The organism is Ruminococcus sp. AF31-8BH (assembly GCF_003460605.1).
GTDB lineage: Bacteria > Bacillota > Clostridia > Lachnospirales > Lachnospiraceae > Blautia_A > Blautia_A acetigignens.
The window spans coordinates 118,211-134,671 of the sequence record NZ_QTVN01000004.1 but is presented as its reverse complement, the minus strand read 5'-3'; the positions used below and the strand labels follow the sequence as shown (position 1 = coordinate 134,671).

Sequence of the window (16,461 nt, the reverse complement as noted above, 5' to 3'; positions counted from 1 at the left end):
ATTATCAGGAGGAAAATTGAAATGACAGAAGCAGCATTTGCAGCAGAGCCATCAAGGCTGTTAATCGCAGCAGCGGCAGGCATTGTATTGTTACTGTTACTTATTATTAAATTTAAAATTCACCCAGTATTATCCCTGCTGATTTCAGCTTTGGTTATAGGGCTCGGAGCCGGTATGCCGGTTCCGACTCTGGTCAGCACAGTAGAGAAGGGGGCAGGTGAAACTCTGCAGGGAATCGTATTGTTGATTGGACTGGGATCTTTATTTGGAGGGATTCTGGAGGTGTCAGGAGGAGCGCAGTGTGTTGCCCAGACACTGGTAAATAAGTTTGGTGAGAAGAAAGCAGGAATTGCACTTGGAATCACAGGACTTGTAGTTGGTACAACTGTTTTTTTTGAAGCTGGTGTTGTGATTCTGATTCCACTGGCATTCGGACTTGCCAGGAAAACCAAAAAATCTACATTATATTATGTGATCCCTTTATTGGCAGGTCTTGCAACTGGATTTGCGTTTATTCCGCCATCAGCAGGCTCTGTACTTGTTGCAAATATGCTCAATGTGGATTTGGGAGTTATGATTGCAGTGGGTGTTCCTGTTGGTATTCTCTCTTTGATTTTTGCAGGGATTTTGTGGTCAAAATTTATCGGCAGCCGTATTAATACAGGACTTCCGTTTAATATTCAGGAGGTCAAACAGGAAGATGAAGCGAATCTTCCCGCATTTTCTACTGTGCTGTGTATTATCCTTGTTCCGCTGATTTTAATTCTATGCAATACACTTTCTACGTATATTCCGGGAATTGATGCTATTCGTCCTGTTCTGGAATTTTTTGGAACACCATTTGTGGCATTGATCATAGCCGTATTATCAGCAATGTATTTTCTTGGCAAAAAACAGAATTATGATGGAGAACAGTTAAAGAAGATCATGGATCGTTCCCTGCGCCCTACAGGGCAGATTTTGCTTGTTATCACAGGTGGAGGAATTATCCGCTGGGTATTGCAGGACTGTGGTATGGGTGACATCATTGGACCGGCACTGGAGAAAAGCGGTCTTCCACTGGTGCTGGTGGCATTTCTGATCGCAGCATTAATCCGTGCATCTGTAGGCGCAGCAGTAGTGGCTATGACAATGGCAGCCGGTATTATGGCAGCTATGCCTGGAGTGGCAGGATTATCTCCTGTTTATCTGGCAGCTATGGTCTGTGCTATCAATGGAGGAGCAACAGCATTCAGTCATGTGAACGATTCCGGATTCTGGCTGGTAAGTTCTCTGCTTGAGATAGATGAAAAGACAACCTTAAAATCATGGACAATGATGGAAACTATTATAGGCTTTACAGGATTGATCTGTGCAATTGTAATCAGCCTGTTTGCATAAGGAGTATAGCGGATGATCGTAAAAGTAGTTTTAAAAACCATGCAGAATGCGAGAAAACTTGTAAGTATAGTAGAACCAATCCCCTGTGATGTAGAATTGTGCTGTGGTCGTTATGCAGTAAATGCAAAATCTATGCTTGGCGTATTGAGTATGCCTGATTTTGAGAAAGGGGAGCTGCATGTCCATACGGATAATGATAAAGAGTGTGAACAGATCCTTCATAAGCTGTTGGAGGCAGATCTTTTGATGGACACAAATGATGCAGCCTGTCGATCCATTTATGATATCACTGTATTTGGAGAAATATTGATTGATTTCACCTCTCAGAGATTAAATGAGGATGGGCAGATGCTATATGCGAGAAATCCAGGAGGTGCACCGGCAAATGTGGCTGTTGCTTCCAGCAGACTGGGAGCCCATACTGCATTTATTGGAAAAGCAGGAGAGGATATGCATGGGGAATTTCTCAGGTCTGTACTTCAGAAGGAAAATGTGGATACCAGAGGAATGCTGCTGGACAAAAAATATTTTACAACACTTGCGTTTGTGGAAGTAAATGAATCAGGTGAGAGAACTTTTTCGTTTGCAAGAAAGCCGGGAGCAGATACACAGATCCAGAAAGAAGAACTTGATGTTGATATCCTTGACCAGACTAACATTTTTCACATTGGGTCTTTGTCACTTACAGATCAGCCTGCAAGAGATACTACTTTTTATGCAGTAAAAAGAGCAAAGAACAAGGGAAGTATTATTTCATATGATCCCAATTACAGGTCATCATTATGGGAAAATGAAGAGATTGCAAAAGAGCATATGAGAAGCCTGCTTCCATATGTTGACATTATGAAAATTTCAGACGAAGAAACAGAGCTTTTGTCAGGATACGAGAATGTTATTGAAGCAGCAGAAGAATTATATCGTCAGGGAGTAAAAATTGTAGCAATAACACTTGGAAGAAATGGAACTTATATTTATAATAAGGATGGTGGACGTATAGTTGAGGGATTTGCAGTAGAGTATGTGGCAGATACAAATGGAGCAGGTGATTCCTTCTGGGGCAGTTTCCTGTACAAACTCAGCCAATCTGATAAAAGAATAGATGAACTGACTCTGGAAGAACTGGCAGAATATGCACGGTTTGGAAATGCAGCAGCAAGTATCTGTGTGGAGAAAAAAGGTGCAATTCCGGCTATGTCGAAGTTAACGCAAGTGGAAGAAAGACTGGAGGGTAAAAAATGAATTTAAAAGAACAGCTTAATGGAATTCAACATATTGGAATTCCGACAAATGATATTGAAGCAACGATTGATTTTTATGAGGTTCTTGGATTCGAAATTGCTTTTCGTACAGTAAATGAGGAAGCGGATGAAAAGGTTGCTTTTTTGAAATTAAATACACTTGTCGTTGAGACATATGAAAATAAAGCGGCTAAGATGGAATCCGGTGCAATCGATCATATGGCGATTGATGTAAAAGATATTGAAAAAGTATATGAAATGATTAATCAGGCAGGATTAAATACGACCAATGATATTGTTCATTTTCTTCCTTTCTGGGAAAACGGGGTAAAGTTCTTTACAATTGAGGGACCGAATAAAGAGAAGGTTGAGTTCAGCCAGTACTTATAAAGTCAGGCGGTTAAATTCAGCGAGATAAAGCATCTGTTAAAGCTGACAGGATTCTGCATGAAGTAGGATCCTGTTTTTTTATACATAGCCTTAATACAATAAAAATCCCCCCATAAACCCAAACTCTCCCCCTCTATCCTAAACCTGCCATATGAGTTAAGATAATATCAACAAAGGAAAGCAAAAACAAATAAATGAGGAGGGAATGGAATGAATGAGGTCATTGTCTCCATGAACAATATCAGCAAAAGTTTCCCGGGCGTAAAGGCCCTGGATCATGTGAAATTTGAGCTGCGTTCTGGAGAAGTTATGGCGCTGCTTGGGGAAAACGGAGCCGGAAAATCAACCTTGATGAAAATCCTCAGCGGTGTATATACCAGAGACGAAGGAACGATGGAAATCTTCGGAAAATCCTATGACGATCTGACACCAAAGCAGGCCCAGGAAGCAGGAGTAGCCATTATTCATCAGGAATTGAACATGTGCAAGCACTTAACGGTAACGGAGAACATGTTCCTTGGAAGAGAAGTAAAAGGTGGTTTATCCTTAAATAATGCGAAGATGCGGAAAGAAGCCAAGAGGGTTCTGGACGATCTTCGAATTGACATCAGTCCGGATCAGATCGTAGGAGATCTGCCAGTATCCAAACAGCAGATGGTTGAAATTGCAAAAGCACTTTCCATCAATGCAAGGATTCTGATCATGGACGAGCCTACATCCTCTCTGACAGCAAAAGAAATCGATGATCTTTTCCGTATCATCCGTAAGCTGAGGGATGAAGGAAGAGGAATCGTTTACATTTCACACAGACTGGAAGAATTGGCCCATATCGTGGACAGAGTTACCATCATGCGAGATGGACAATACATAACAGACGGTAATTTCAAAGACATGGACATGGACTATATTATCAAAAATATGGTAGGCCGTGAGATCAAAGAGAAATTCCCGAGAGTGGAATGTGAGAAAGGTAAGAAGATTTTTGAGGTGAAAAATCTCAATGCCGGAAAAATGGTCCGCGATATTAATTTTTCTTTATATGAAGGTGAGATTGTAGGATTTGCGGGACTGATGGGAGCCGGAAGAACAGAGACTACAAGAGCTATCTTCGGTGTTGACCCGAAAGACGGCGGAGAGCTTTATGTGGATGGTAAAAAAATCGAAGTCAATTGTCCAATGGATGCTATCCGAAATGGTGTTGTACTTGCCCCTGAGGATCGTAAAAAAGACGGTCTCTGTACGAAATTAAGCATTCGCCAGAATCTGGCACTGCCAAATCTTGACCTTGTATGTAACAAGATGGGTGTGATAAACTCAGGAAAAGAAGATGCTCTTTGCGAAAAAGCAGTGAAAGATCTCCGGATCAAAACACCGAACGTGGAAATTGATTCCGGCAATCTTTCCGGTGGAAACCAGCAGAAAGTAGTTGTTGGAAAATGGCTTGCAAGAGATTCACGAGTTGTTATCTTCGATGAACCAACAAGAGGAATTGATGTTGGTGCAAAGGTAGAAATTTACAATCTGATGAATGAGCTGAAAAAACAGGGAATTGCAGTTATGTTTGTATCCTCTGAAATGCCGGAGGTCATGGGGATTGCAGACCGTATCATCGTAATGTGTGACGGACGTATCACCGGTGAGGTTTCAGCAAGGGAAGCCACCCAAGACGAGATCCTGACAATGGCAACATCCTTTGAAAACAAGGGTATTAAGGAAACTGAGGGAGGAAGTAAAAATGAATAGTAAACAGCAACGCCCCTTAAAGAAGTTATTGGGGATCAGGGGAATGGGGGCAGCACTTACCGCGTTCGTGGGGCTGGTCATTATTTATATCGCATTTGGCATCATTAACCCGGCGGTGTTTTCTGGACAGAATGTGTTGAACCTGCTGCGTTCCATGTCCAAGTACCTGCTGATCGGTATTGCGCAAAGTTACGTACTGATCACTGGAAACATTGACCTGTCAATTGGATCCATGGTTGGAATGAGCGCTATGATCGCAGCTACTTTAATGACAACAGGAATGGCACCATTCCTTGCAATCGTGATTGCACTGATTGCCTGTCTGGTAGTTGGTGTGGTAAACGGATATCTGGTTGGAAAATTTAAACTTCCTCCATTTATTGCAACACTGGGAACCATGTTCGTAGCACGAGGAATTGCCTACATGGTAAACGGAAACAGAAATACAGATGCCATTGCAACAGGTGTTGGAAAAGAAACGGCTGATGCATTCCAAAAATGTTTTTATTACGGTAAAACACTTGGCATTTATAACACATTCTGGATTGCACTTGTTATTTTTGTTATATTTTTCTTTATCTTATCCAAGACACGTACAGGCCGTCATATTTACGCAATCGGTTCTAACGTGGACGCAGCAAAGCTTTCTGGTGTAAACGTAGTTTCCACCACAGTAAAGACTTATCTGGTAAGCTCCGTATGCTCCTGTGTGGTTGGCCTTATCCTTTGCGCACAGGCTGGTATGGGAAATATGGAAGCTGGAAACATGTACGAGATGTACGGCGTAGCTGCCGGCGTAATCGGTGGCGTTTCCCCACTTGGAGGAACAGGAATCCTTCTTGGAACCTTCGCAGGTGCAGCCGTTTGGCAGACATTGGAAAATGGTCTGAACATGATCGGTGCACAGGTTGGTATCCAGCGAGTTGTAATCGGCGTGATCGTAGTTGCAGCCGTATTGCTGGATGTAGTTGTAAGAAACGGCCAGTTTGGAAAACACAGAAAAAAATAACCTGTTATGAAACTAAACCGCAAATGGAGAAGGCGGGTAGTTATAAAAAATAATTTTTAGGAGGATTTTTACAATGAAAAGAAAACTTTTAGCTATGGTATGTGCAGTATCTATGATCGCTTCCCTTGGAGCAGCTACTGTTTATGCATCAGATGATGTTAAGGCTACAGGTGATGAGAAAATTGCGCTGATTACAATGGACTCTATCGACCAGCACTGGATCACCCTGAATGAAGGCGCTCAGGAAGAAGCTAAAGAGCTTGGGGTAACAGTTGACTTCATGTCCCCAAATACAAAGGATGATGCTCAGCAGATTGAGTGTGTAAATAACGCAGTAGCAGGCGGCTATGACGCGATCATGGTTGCTGCAAACGGACCAGACGCTATTTCTTCCGCACTTCAGGAAGCAAAAGACCAGGGAATTAAGATTGTATATGTTGACTCCCCTGCAAATGTAGAGGCAGAAGCTACTTTCTCCACAGACAACAAAGCAGCTGGAACAACAGCAGGAGAAGAAATGAAGAAGGCTCTTGAGGATGCTGGTATTACATCCGGAAAAATCGGTATTATTAATGTAAACGCAGCTACTGATTCCTGCGTAAACCGTGAGGAAGGCTTCCGCGCAGCATTTGACGGCACAGACTTCGAGATCATGGAAACACAGTACGGCGAAGGTGATGCTGCAAAATCCCAGAGTATCGCAGAGAACTACATTACACAGGGCGTTGTTGGTATCTTTGGATGTAACGAAGGCTCCACAACTGGTGCTGGAAATGCCATCAAAGCAGCTGGAAACGCTGACATCATCGGTGTTGGTTTTGATAAATCTGATGCAATTCTGAATCTGATCGACGACGGATATCTTCTTTGCACAATGGCTCAGAACCCGGATGTTATGGGATCTGAAGGCGTAAAAGCAGCTGTAAAAGCAATCAACGGCGAGGAGCTTGGTGGAGAAGTTACAGATACAGGTGTATCTGTGATCACAAAGGATTCTGATAAATAATCTGAAATAAAAAGAATATTGTTCATGGAATACCATGTATGTGGTGATGACTGGAACAGTAATATAAGGAGCAAGAAACCGTCGGTTTTTCCGGCGGTTTTCTTGCTTAAATTGCTGAAATGGATTATCATTATAAATAAGAAAAATGGAAAGAGTTTCTATGGAAATAGGAAAATTCTTTCACAGTAATTATGTAATGGGGACGGAGAACATGGAGATTTTAAAGGTAGTAATTGCAGATGATGAGGTGCGGATCTGCCAGCTGATCCAGGCACTGATTGACTGGGATTCTTTGGGAATGAAGGTGGTAGGAATTGCCCACAACGGAGAGGATGCCTGCGAAATGGTACAGCAGACACAGCCGGACATTCTGATCACAGATATCCGCATGCCAGGCTGCAGTGGTCTGGAGCTGGTAAAAAGGGTGAAGGAGCTGGATTCTGCTCTGGAAGTGATCATAATCAGCGGTTACGCCCATTTCGAGTATGCACAGCAGGCTATCAGTTACGGCGTGGGACATTATCTTCTGAAGCCGGTAAACAAGGGGGAACTGACTGCTACCCTGCAGAAATTGCAGAAAAAGATCGGGGAGCGCAAGGAGTCGGAACTGAATCACCAGGAGCTTGTAAATAAGGCGAAAAGAGATGATGACCATTTACGGGCGAATCTGATCGATCGGCTGCTGGATCAGCCGGATATGCCGGTTTCACAGGACACACTGACGAGCATTTATCATCTGAAAGCAAGACAGGGAGTATACCAGGCGTTTTGCGTAAAAGTGGATTATGGAAGAAAGATCATTTCTGGCGGCAGAATGGATGGAACAACAGGTATGGCTGGCGAGAGAGAAATCAGCTCCACTTCCAGTGAGGTACTTATGGAAAAAGTTCGCGAGGCCCTGGAACGAAATCTGAAAAATGACAGTCGCGAATTAATTCTTCTGATTCGTGATGACTATTGCTATGGTATTCTTAACTATCCGGAAAGTGAGAAAGAATCCATCCGCCGAAGCATGAAGAGCAGTCTTACCCAGATGGAAATCCAGAAAAACATGTTTCAGCATGTAAGCTTTTCCATGGCAGTTGGAGCAGCATACAAAGAGGCAGAGCGTTTGGCAGACTCTATGCAGGAAGCCCGAAAACTGATCCAGGAAAGACTGGTAAAAGGGGATGGACGGGTTCTCGACTGTATGGGAAAAGCTTCAGAAATCCAGGAGAGTGAGCTGCTGAAAAAGTATCTTCGTGAGATTACCCATGCCGTAGAAATTTCCAGCATTCAGAATGCAGCAGAAGCAGTAGAGGATTTGCAGGATACGGTAAATAAGGCGAAAGAAATCCGGGGCAGCGAGATTTTCGAACTGGTATATGCAGCAGCTGATATTTTTGCAGCAAGTATTCGGATTCCAGAGCGCACTGCCACTGTGGAGGAATTCCGTAAACAGTGTGACAAATGTGGAAAAATAGAGGAAATTTTTTCCTGTCTTGGGGATTTTCAGCAAAAATATATCCAGGAGCAGGCTGAACGCTATGAAAATGATACTATCCGCCCGGTTCGCAAGGCAAAGGAATATATTCAGAACCATTTCAGTGATCCGCTGACCTTAGAGGAAGTCAGCGAGATGGTGGGACTTAGCACTGCTTATTTCAGTGCCTTATTCAAGAAGACAGAAGGAGAAGGTTTTGCCAAATATCTGATCAACGTGAGAATGGAACAGGCCAAGCTGCTCCTTCGGGAATCCAATCTTCCAGTAACAGAGATCTGCCGGAAGGTAGGATATAACGATCCGAAACATTTCACACATACCTTTGAGAAAGCGGCAGGGGTGAAACCCTCTACATATAGAAAATTGTATGGATAAATCAAAAATGAAATTCAAAGAAAAATTAAAATACATATCCAACCGTGCTCTTGTTCTTGGAACGGTGATCTTCGGAGTTTTTATTATTCTGGCGGTAATTCAGCTGCTATTGGCATATAAAGGAGAAACACCCTGGTGGATGGCCATAATTATAACAATATTTGCAATATTGTTTCCAATTGTATTCTGGCTGTGGATTCACCGTCCTTACATGCGTTGTGAAAAAATGACGAATCGTTTTCTGGATGGTTATATTTTTTCCGAAAAAGAAGATATGGAGCTCTTGAACCTGACTCCAAGCATCCAGAAGCAGATGAAAATGGTAGACCGTATTGTGCGTTCTCCCCAATATATGGATCTGAACAAAAGACAGGCTCAGTACCTGGCTTTGCAGAATCAGATCAATCCCCACTTTCTCTACAATACACTGGAAAGCATCCGTGGAGAAGCTATTATTGCAGGCCTGGACAGCGTTGCAGATATGACAGAAGCTCTGGCAAGATTTTTCCGTTACACCATTACCAAGGTGGAGAATCTGGTTTCTGTGGAGGAAGAGCTGGACAACTGTGAGACTTATTTTGGAATTCAGAAATATCGTTTCGGGGATCGGCTGCAGCTTCATATTGATTATGATATTGCAGAGTATGAAAAGATCATGAACTGTAGAATCCCCAAACTGACGTTGCAGCCTATTCTGGAAAACAGCATTATCCATGGCGTGGAACTGAAGGTTGGTGGCGGAAATCTCTACATCCGTTTTCAGTGTACAAAGGATCGCCTGCTCATTCGTATTTCCGACGATGGTGTGGGAATGGATGAGATGACTTTGGCAAAGCTGAACCAGAAGCTGGGCAAGTCAACCAAAGCTTTTCACGACAACGAAGAAAAACAGGGCGGAATCGCTCTGGTGAATGTGAATAACAGAATCCATCTGATTTTTGGGGATGAATATGGTATGCACGTTTATTCTGTACCGGGAGAAGGGACAGATGTGGAGATCACCATCCCTATACTTACTGACGACAGACAGGTAAAAAACAGGAGTGTGCTGGCATGAGAAATGAAGTTCTCAGAATGGAGCGTGTGACGTATAAAGAGGATGAGGTTGTAAAGCTGAAGGACTTCAACCTTCAGATCTTTCAGGGGGAGGTTATGGGATTTCTGCCTGTTAACAGTCATGGGAAAACAGCTCTTCTGAAGCTTCTGGAACGGAATCTTCCCCTCTATGACGGTTATATATATTATGGAGGGGAAAAGGTAAATACCTGGAAAGAAAATTATAAGGCAGCAAACAGGATCAGCATTATCCAGGAGAAAAGTTCTCTGGCAGAAAATCTGAATATTGCAGATAATATTTTTGTGCTGCGTCCGGGCTTTCGTCAGTGGATGATTCGCACAAAGATCCTGAACCGGCAGATGAAGCCCTTTTTCGAAGATATCGGAATGGACATTCCTCTTGATAAAGATGTGGAGAAGCTTTCTGCTTTTGAACGGATCATTGTAGAATTGCTCCGGGCAGTGATTATGGGATATCATCTGATCGTGCTGGATGAGGTTGGAGCCCTTGTCAGTGATGACGAGTTGAAAAAGCTTCATGCAATTATCCGTCATTATGTGAAAAAAGGTTTTTCTTTTCTTTATATCTGTTCTCATTTGGAGGAGATTTCCAGTATCTGTGACAGATGTGCGCTGTTTACAAATGGAAGAATCCAGAAGATTCTGGAAAGAGAGGAACTGTTCAATGATCCGCCTGTAACTTACATGACGGAATATAATGACATGGTCCGTTATCATACAGAAAAAAGGGAAGGGCAGCAGGCTGCACCAGTTGTTTTTCAGTGGAAGGGCTACGGAGAGAATGCAGCTTGCAAGTTTTCCTTTGATGTGCATAAGGGAGAATGTCTGGCAGTACAGATTATGGATGCCGGTGGAATGGAAGAACTGAGGAGAATTTTAACCGGAGATATTTTACCGGAAAGTGGAGAAATCCTGTTGAATGGGAAGAAGACAGAGATTCCGAGAAATGGCAGGATTGCAGTAATCCAGGAACGTACTACAAAAACTATGATTTTTCCAGAACTGGATTATATGAATAATCTCTGTATTTGTCTGGCAGAGAAAGTTCCTTCAATCTGGCATAACAAATGTCTTAGGAAAAGTATTCGAAATGAGTACAGTCCCATATTAGGGAGAGATGTTTTTGAAATGCCGGTGGAGGAGCTGAGTGAAAAGCAGAAGTATCAGCTGGTGTATACAAGAGTACTTTTGCAGAAACCAGAGATTCTGCTTTGTATTCAGCCTTTCCGCGGCGCTGATCTTGCCCACCGGATGTTTATCTGGAGTATGTTGGAAAAGTTTCTGGATAAGGGGATTTCAGTTGTGATCTTATCTTTGAATTTGTCGGATTCCCTGGCAATGGCAGATCGCCTGCTGATTCTTGGGGAGAATGGGGAAAAGAGGGAAATTGCAAGAGAAAATTTCCATAAAATTACATCGCCGGTGCCCTGGCTGCATATGTATCCGTCGGAGAGAAAATAAAATGTGTAAATATAATACTAAGGCTTAGGATTGTATTTCAGAGAGTTTAAAGAAGAAGGCCATTGCGAATATCTGCTTGATTATTTTATTGAGAAAAGCCTGAGAAAAGTATAAAATAGGAGATAATAAAAAATAAACGAAAGGGGTTTTTTTCATGAGTAAACGAACAGAGAGAATGAGCCGGAGTGCAGCAGAGAGAATTAACCGCAAAGATACCGTGATCAGACAGAATAATGCAGAACTCGAGGAGCTGAGGAGTCAGTATGAGAATCTGGATATCTGTGAGGAGGATAAGCAGGTGATTGATGATTATATTGCTTGCAAAGATGCCAGAGCTGACAGGATGGCAGAGAAGCTCTATGAAAAGGGAAGAAAAGATGTGAAGAGATGTATCCGCATCCGAAAACTGATCCGCAGATGCATGATCCTGTCTGTCATTGCTACGGTGGTACTGGTTCAGTATAATAAGAATGAGAAGCTGAGAGAAAGCCTGGAAGAACTGCTGAAAATGTTCCGGGATGGAGTGTCTGATGAAGAGGTATAACTGATATAAATAATGCAGATAAAAATGTACTCTCGGAATCTTCTCACAAAAGCAAATACAAGGAAGACTCCGAGAGTGCATAAACAAAAGGAGTAAAACAGCATGGAAACACAAAGATATTCAATTCTGTACAGCAGTAAAACAGGGAACACAAAGAAGCTTGCAGAGAAGATCAGGGAGATACTGCCTGAGGAAAACTGTGATTATTTTGGAACAGAAGGCGCGAAGGCTCTCTCATCCGATATATTATACATTGGATTCTGGACAGATATAGGGAATGCAGATCCTGCAACACTTGAACTGTTAAAAAGCCTGAAAAATAAGAAAATTTTTCTGTTTGGAACAGCAGGCTTCGGAGGCAGTGAAGCCTATTTCCAGCAGGTTCTCGGGAAAGTTAAGGAATCTGTGGATGAGAGTAATACAGTAATGGGAGAATTTATGTGTCAGGGGAAAATGCCCCAGTCAGTCAGGGACAGATATGTAAAGATGAAGGAGAAACCGGATCATGCGCCGAACCTGGATGAACTGATCCAGAACTTTGACAGGGCGTTATCTCATCCTGACAATGAGGATCTGGAGAGACTTGGCACAATAATCAGAAGAAACTTAACAGAATAATTGGGAGAGAACTGGAGAAATAATTAAGTCTTGACTAACAGAGGGAACTGCGGTATAGTGCTCGTTACTATTTTATAGATTTTCGCGAAAGAGAGGTAACGAGACATGACATTTTATCAGGAATTACAATTGAGTTCGACCGGCTCCAAACAGCTGATCAGAAACACCACAGACCCCAAAGAGAAAAGACGGCACATTCTGATCTATAACTTTAAAGTGTATCTGGTCATGGCATTCTGTGTGGCAGTGGTAAGCATATACAGCAAGCTTACAGGGAACAACAACAGTGTAGTGGGTGTTACTGTTCTGCTGGCAGTGCTTGTGCTGCGGCAGGCAGATTTCGGGATCAGGACAACACATGGACTGCTTTCCATTGCAGGGATCTTCGGTATACTTATGGCAGGCCCCCGTCTGGCAAATATGGCACCTCCGTTAGCTGCATTTGCAGTGAATGTAGTGTGTATCTTATTGCTGATGATACTGGGCTGTCACAATGTGATCATGTACAATCATTCCACCTTTGTTCTGGGCTATCTGCTGCTTCTGGGCTATGATGTGACAGGAAAGGAATATACCTTCCGTGTGATCGGTCTGTTGGTGGGAATGGTGATCTGTATGATCGTCTTCTATAAGAATCAGAGAAACAGAGCTTATCGAAGAACCTTCCTGGATCTGTTCCGGGAATTTGATCTTAAGTCAGCAAGAAGCAGATGGTATGTGAAACTGACACTGATCGTATCCAGCGCAATGCTGTTTATGAATCTTCTGGGACTTCCCAGAGCAATGTGGGCAGGAATCGCCTGTATGTCTGTATGTCTGCCTTTTACAGAGGACTGTATCCCAAGGTCTGTGAGCAGAGGAATGTTTAATGTTGTGGGCTGTCTGCTGTTTATTGTGCTGTATCTGGTACTTCCTAAATCCATGTATCCGTACATTGGAATGATCGGAGGAATCGGAGTTGGATATTCAGCAGGATATCCGTGGCAGACTGCATTTAATACTTTTGGAGCTTTATCTATTGCAGCAGGGATCTTCGGAATGCCGGCAGCAGTAGCACTTCGTATAGGTGCCAATGTACTGGGAGCAGCCTATACGGTAATCTGCAATAAAGTAACAGATAAAGTAGCAGAGTATATAGGCACAAATAAATGTGCAGAAAATCTTTCCTGACTAAAACTGCGGAGCGGTTATAAGCAAGTAAAAGAGCGGATGATTTTATCCGTCTGATATGTGTTCTGGGAATAGAGTGAATATTAACGTACAATGACAGAGGGAGAGAGAAAGAATATGAAACAGGATACCCTGGAAGGCAGGGCGAAAACGAAAAATGGTGTAAAACGATTATGCTTTTCCGCAGTATGTATTTTACTGGAAGCAGCTTTTATCATTGCTATGATCACAAAGCTGAATCAATATGCGGAGATTATCAATCTGATGACAAGGCTTCTTGCAGGTGTACTGGTTCTTAAGCTGTATGCGTCAGACCAGACTTCATCTATGAAAATGCCCTGGGTTATTTTGATCCTTGTATTCCCTATCTTGGGAATGGGATTGTACTTACTGATTGGTCTCAATGGCGGTACCCGTAAAATGCGGGAGCGTTATGACCAGATCGACAGGGAACTTCTGCCGTTGCTTCCCAATGACAGTGAGTGCAGGGAAAAGCTTGGCAGGAAAATCCCGAAGGCAGGCAATATTTCTGATTATATACAGAAAAATGCCTCCTATCCGGTCTATCAGAATACAGATGTTATTTATTATGATGAGGCAGTCAAAGGGCTGGAGGCTCAGCTGGCAGATCTGGCAAAGGCAGAGAAATTCATTTTTATGGAATATCATGCCATTGAGGATGCACAGGCCTGGCATAAAATCCAGAGAGTTCTGGAAGACCGCGTAAAGGCAGGCGTAGAAGTCAGAGTATTTTATGACGACATGGGTTCCATTGGGTTTATCAATACAGACTTCATTAAGAAAATGGAAAATGTGGGAATCCATTGCAGAGTGTTCAACCCTTTTACTCCGGGTCTGAATGTGTTCCTGAATAACCGGGATCACCGCAAGATCACAGTGATCGATGGAAAAGTGGGATTTACCGGCGGTTACAACCTTGCCAACGAATATTTTAATTTCACACATCCTTATGGACAGTGGAAGGATACAGGTATCCGTCTGGAGGGGGAGGCAGTCCGTTCCCTAACAGTAACATTCCTGGAGATGTGGAATGCTGTCAGTGATAAGGATAAAAATGACAGTGATTTTACCGGATTTCTGGTTCAGACAGATTATCAGGCAAAGCAGACAGGCTTTATCCAGCCTTATGCGGACAGTCCTATGGACCATGAACAGGTAGGCGAAGAGGTGTATATCAGTATGGTGAATAAAGCGGAAAAATACTGCTGGTTTATGACACCGTACCTGATCATCACAGATGAAATGAGCCATGCGCTGTGTCTGGCTGCCAAGCGTGGGGTAGATGTGAGGATCATCACACCTGGTATTCCGGATAAAAAGATAATCTACAATATCACACGTTCCTTTTACCATGGACTGGTAAAACATGGAGTGCGTATCTATGAATGGACACCTGGTTTCTGTCATGCAAAGATGAGTGTGGCAGATGACTGTATGGCAACCTGCGGAACCATAAATCTGGATTACAGAAGTCTGTATCATCATTTTGAAAACGGCTGCTTTATGGCAGACTGTCAGGCAGTTCTGGATATCCGAAATGATCTTGCAGCAATAATGGATGAATGCCGTGAAGTCACAGAACAGTACAGTACCGGACGCAGCGCATATCTGCGATTGGGACAACTGTTTATGAGATTATTTGCGGGATTATTATAACGTTACTGTTTACTCCATAACACTTGGAAAAAAGCAGGATATCGTGTACAATGGAATGGGGAACAACAAAACTATTATAAATACGGGAGGAATTTTAACTATGGATCTTTCAACCCTAGTAAAAATGTCAAATACTTATGGAAGCAACCCTGCTTATGTTCTTGCAGGCGGTGGTAATACTTCAGTAAAAGACGACACCACATTGTATGTAAAAGGCTCTGGTACACAGCTTGCTACAATCAAGTCAGAGGAATTTGTGGAAATGAGCAGAGCACGTTTGAATGAGATCATGAAGACAGATTATCCTGAAGATGATGTCAAACGTGAATCACTGTATCTTGCAGATGTTATGGCTGCAGTAACAGATGCTGACAAAACCAAACGTCCAAGTGTGGAAGCACTGCTTCATAATTTATTTGCCTATACATATGTACTGCATGTTCATCCTACACTTGTCAATGGACTGACCTGCGGAAAAGGGGCAAAGGAACTCAGCGAACAGCTTCTTGGAAAAGATGTACTCTGGATCGATATCTGCAAACCCGGATATACACTTGCGCGTATCTGTTATGAGAAAATGAATGCTTATAAAGAAGAATACGGAAAAGATGTTCAGGTTCTTCTGCTTCAGAATCACGGAATTTTCGTTGCGGCAAATACTGTAGAGGAAATCGGAGTGTTATTTGATGATGTGATCAGTAAATTAGAGAAACAGGTAAAGAGAACTGCTGATGTCAGTGATGTGGTTACACCTGAAAAAGAGCAGGCAGCAGAGAAGCTTTCTCAGTTACTGGGACATGCAGTAGAAGTGGTACCTGCAGCAGAAGCTGATCATTTTGTAAAAGATAAAGCAGCGGCTGCACCGCTTCTGAAGCCGTTTACACCGGATCACATTGTATATTGTGGACCATATCCGTTATTTGTAGAAAATATTGATCAGTCAAAAGCAGCGCTGGACGCATTTATGGCAGAGAATGACAAAGAACCAAGACTGATTCTGGTACAGGGAGTTGGCGCCTTTATTATGGAAGATGATAAGGGAAAAGCTGCAAAAGCACAGCTTCTTGTAAAAGATGCCATCAAGCTTGCAGTATATGCAGAAAGCTTTGGCGGACCGCTTCACATGACAGATGATATTACATACTTTATTACACATTGGGAAGCAGAAGCATACCGCAGTAAGAAATAATATAATAAGGGGCTGTCGGGAAATAGACAGTTCTAAGAGAGGGAGGGTGTGACTCATACCGAGTCACACCATCCCGAAATTTTTTATCAAAAAAAGAAAAA

14 protein-coding genes are annotated in these 16,461 nt (G+C 42.7%); all 14 read left to right on the top strand.

Features of this window, described 5'->3' with window-relative positions; genetic code table 11:
- Positions 1–21: 21 nt before the first annotated feature.
- The 14 genes from DWZ38_RS06640 (at position 22) to DWZ38_RS06575 (ending at position 16,360) form a co-directional block, all read left to right on the top strand.
- A complete protein-coding gene (locus DWZ38_RS06640; RefSeq protein ID WP_117851088.1) occupies positions 22–1,380 on the top strand; it encodes a gluconate:H+ symporter in 1,359 nt (452 codons plus the stop codon).
- Positions 1,381–1,392: 12 nt separating this feature from the next.
- The gene (locus DWZ38_RS06635) at positions 1,393–2,619 is read left to right on the top strand and encodes a PfkB family carbohydrate kinase (protein WP_021926712.1); all 1,227 of its coding nucleotides are present in this window, start codon (positions 1,393–1,395) and stop codon (positions 2,617–2,619) included.
- A complete protein-coding gene (locus tag DWZ38_RS06630) occupies positions 2,616–3,008 on the top strand; it encodes a VOC family protein (protein WP_021926711.1) in 393 nt (130 codons plus the stop codon). Before DWZ38_RS06635 ends, DWZ38_RS06630 begins: the two co-directional genes overlap by 4 nt.
- 210 nt (positions 3,009–3,218) lie before the next feature.
- The gene (locus DWZ38_RS06625; protein ID WP_117851086.1) at positions 3,219–4,751 is read left to right on the top strand and encodes a sugar ABC transporter ATP-binding protein; all 1,533 of its coding nucleotides are present in this window, start codon (positions 3,219–3,221) and stop codon (positions 4,749–4,751) included.
- Complete coding sequence (locus DWZ38_RS06620; protein ID WP_117851084.1) at positions 4,744–5,760, top strand: ABC transporter permease; 1,017 nt, start codon at positions 4,744–4,746, stop codon at positions 5,758–5,760. Before DWZ38_RS06625 ends, DWZ38_RS06620 begins: the two co-directional genes overlap by 8 nt.
- Before the next feature lie 73 nt (positions 5,761–5,833).
- Positions 5,834–6,766, top strand: a complete 933-nt coding sequence (locus DWZ38_RS06615) for an ABC transporter substrate-binding protein (RefSeq protein ID WP_117851081.1) — start codon at positions 5,834–5,836, stop codon at positions 6,764–6,766.
- Positions 6,767–6,926: 160 nt separating this feature from the next.
- A complete protein-coding gene (locus tag DWZ38_RS06610; protein ID WP_173765720.1) occupies positions 6,927–8,624 on the top strand; it encodes a response regulator in 1,698 nt (565 codons plus the stop codon).
- Positions 8,617–9,681, top strand: a complete 1,065-nt coding sequence (locus DWZ38_RS06605; RefSeq protein ID WP_243000176.1) for a sensor histidine kinase — start codon at positions 8,617–8,619, stop codon at positions 9,679–9,681. The genes DWZ38_RS06610 and DWZ38_RS06605 overlap by 8 nt, the downstream gene beginning before the upstream one ends.
- The gene (locus DWZ38_RS06600; protein WP_117851076.1) at positions 9,678–11,162 is read left to right on the top strand and encodes an ATP-binding cassette domain-containing protein; all 1,485 of its coding nucleotides are present in this window, start codon (positions 9,678–9,680) and stop codon (positions 11,160–11,162) included. Before DWZ38_RS06605 ends, DWZ38_RS06600 begins: the two co-directional genes overlap by 4 nt.
- Before the next feature lie 154 nt (positions 11,163–11,316).
- Positions 11,317–11,706, top strand: coding sequence for a hypothetical protein (locus tag DWZ38_RS06595; RefSeq protein ID WP_117851074.1), 390 nt, complete (start codon positions 11,317–11,319; stop codon positions 11,704–11,706).
- Between the two features lie 102 nt (positions 11,707–11,808).
- Complete coding sequence (gene bilS, locus DWZ38_RS06590; RefSeq protein WP_117851072.1) at positions 11,809–12,324, top strand: flavodoxin family protein BilS; 516 nt, start codon at positions 11,809–11,811, stop codon at positions 12,322–12,324.
- A 105-nt stretch (positions 12,325–12,429) separates the two neighbouring features.
- Positions 12,430–13,494 carry an FUSC family protein gene (locus DWZ38_RS06585; RefSeq protein WP_117851070.1) on the top strand — a complete coding sequence of 355 codons (1,065 nt, stop codon included), beginning with the start codon at positions 12,430–12,432 and terminating at the stop codon, positions 13,492–13,494.
- Positions 13,495–13,611: 117 nt separating this feature from the next.
- Positions 13,612–15,171: a cardiolipin synthase gene (cls, locus tag DWZ38_RS06580; protein WP_117851068.1), complete on the top strand. Its 1,560-nt coding sequence runs from the start codon at positions 13,612–13,614 to the stop codon at positions 15,169–15,171.
- Positions 15,172–15,295: 124 nt separating this feature from the next.
- Positions 15,296–16,360, top strand: coding sequence for a class II aldolase/adducin family protein (locus DWZ38_RS06575; RefSeq protein ID WP_243000175.1), 1,065 nt, complete (start codon positions 15,296–15,298; stop codon positions 16,358–16,360).
- Positions 16,361–16,461: the final 101 nt, after the last annotated feature.